Source organism: Ectobacillus panaciterrae DSM 19096 (genome assembly GCF_000430785.1).
Classification (GTDB): domain Bacteria; phylum Bacillota; class Bacilli; order Bacillales; family Bacillaceae_G; genus Ectobacillus; species Ectobacillus panaciterrae.
On the sequence record NZ_AUMR01000174.1, the window covers coordinates 1 to 2,414 of the forward strand.

The 2,414-nt window shown below is 33.1% G+C and carries 1 protein-coding gene; it reads left to right on the top strand.

Annotated features, from left to right (window positions below):
* The first annotated feature begins 360 nt into the window (after positions 1-360).
* A complete protein-coding gene (gene abc-f, locus H540_RS0121985) occupies positions 361-2,001 on the top strand; it encodes a ribosomal protection-like ABC-F family protein (RefSeq protein ID WP_028402399.1) in 1,641 nt (546 codons plus the stop codon).
* The last annotated feature ends 413 nt before the right edge of the window (positions 2,002-2,414 follow it).

Here is a 2,414-nt window from a genome sequence, read left to right on the forward strand (position 1 = left end):
TCGTGGATTGAGGGGCCACTATGGAAAACAAAACCAAAAATGATGAATTATACGTTAAATAACAATAAAATTGTTCCATAAAAGGGCCAGATTGTTGAATAACACTCGGTAAAGTGTTAAAATTGTATTTACTATTAAACGAAAGGAATGATGGGTGGACAATGGATAACTAACCTGATTTTTAACATTTGAGATTTTATATTTCAGATAATAAAAATTTAGGATTAGTCTGCCCATTTTTCTATATACTGTATAACTGCGTAGCTTATTTGCGTACGGCAAAAATGCGACTTGACTAATCCTTCCAAAATTATTTGGGAGGATTTTTTATTCTCCCAAAAAAAGAAGGGATGATTCTTTATGTTAGAACTAATGCAGTTACAAAATATAAAAGTTGAAATTCAAGATCATATTATTTTTGAAAATATAAATACGAATGTACAACAAGGGGATATTATCGGAATCATAGGTAAAAATGGTGCTGGTAAATCAACTTTGCTACAATTACTGAACGATGACTTTCCACCAACAGAAGGATATATTAGACACTTGGAGAATGATCTTAATATAACTATGGTTGAACAAGAAACCGAGTCATATTCTTTTGATGAGGTGACTTCGCAAGAAGAAACCTTATTCAAGAAGTGGAATGTTCCAATCCGTGACTTTTCGAATTTAAGTGGAGGAGAAAGATTAAAAGCACGACTTGCCAAAGGACTTGCCAAAGAGACGGACATTTTATTGTTGGATGAACCAACAAATCATCTCGATGAACAAAGTACGGATTTCCTGATAAGGCAGCTTAAAAGTTATAAAGGTACCATTATTCTCGTATCACATGATCGTTATTTCTTAGATAAAGTTGTCACCAAAATTTGGTCAATTGAAAACCAAACACTCATTAGTCATAGCGGTAACTACACTAGTTATATGAAATTTCGTGAAAGAAAAAGACTTACACAGCAACGTGAATATGAGAAACAACAAAAGATGATAGAACGTATTGAAGGTCAAATAAACAAACTAACATCATGGTCAAAATCAGCTCACGCACATTCAACAAAACAGGAATTCCCTAAAGAATACTATCGTGTAAAAGCTAAACGAATGGATTCTCAAGTAAAATCAAAACAAAAGCGTCTCGAAAAGGAACTTGAAAAAATTAAAGTTGATGCGCCTAAGGCTGAATACCAAGTGAATTTCACATTAAAATCGAATCATAAAGTAGGGAAGCGATTCTTAGAAGTTAAAAATTTAGAAAAGTCTTTTGAAGAACAAATACTTTTTAAAGGTGCTAATTTTACCATTCAGCATGGCGAAAAGATATCAGTTACAGGTCCAAATGGTAGTGGTAAAACGACCTTTTTGAATATGATAGCCGGAAAAGTATCAGTTACCAAAGGCGATATCTGGGTTTCACCATCAGCAAATATCGGCTATTTAACTCAAGAAGTATTTGACTTGCCTCTTGATCAAACTCCCGAACAGTTATTTGATAAAGAGTCATTTGAAGAGAGAGGGCAAGTACGAAATTTAATGAAACATTTAGGATTCTTGGATTCTCAGTGGACAGAGCCTATTGGGAATATGAGCATGGGTGAGCGTGTGAAGTGTAAGTTAATGAAATATATTCTAGAAGAAAAAGATGTACTCATCCTAGATGAACCCACGAACCATCTAGACTTGCCTTCCAGAGAGCAACTTGAAGAAACATTAGAACAATATAATGGCACTCTATTGGTTGTGTCACACGATCGTTATTTTCTTGAACAAACAACAAGCACTAAGCTCGTTTTTTCAAATCACACCATATATAAGCAATTTAATGAGAAGGAATCATCACCAAAAAATGAAGATAATGAGGAATTGCGTTTAACCCTTGAAACAGAACGACAAGAAGTTTTGGGGAAGCTTAGCTTTATGACTCCAAATAATAAAGAATACGAAGAGCTTGATCTTAGATTTAAAGAGCTTACGAAATTAATAAAGGAACTTCAATGAATGATTGTATAATCTTCTTTTTAATATTAATGACGTGAATTCACATTCTATTGTTGTTTATTTTATAAACAAATAATCACCTCCCAAAAGGTATATCTCAAAATATGAGATGTACCTTTGTCTCATTTAGAAAAATTTTTAAGTAAATTATACTGAAACAAGGAGAGTATTTAAGGGTTATGACGCACTGCATTAAAGGGGTGTTAGCACAATAACTAAAGATCGATTTTTGAAGTTCTTGTAAATTTTTCGATAATCCGCAATCGGGCGCTTTAATGGAGTAACGAAAAAAAGCCCAATTTCTTAATATTAATGCTATAAAGTGTACCCTTTGTAAAGGACATTAAAAAAAACCTAGGCAGTTTTAAGAAGATGATCTCTATATTGAACAGGGGTCATCTTTTTTAAATTCC

Coding starts and splice junctions, on each gene's coding strand:
- abc-f (WP_028402399.1), top strand. CDS start 361: ATGTTAGAACTAATGCAGTTACAAAATATAAAAGTTGAAATTCAAGAT.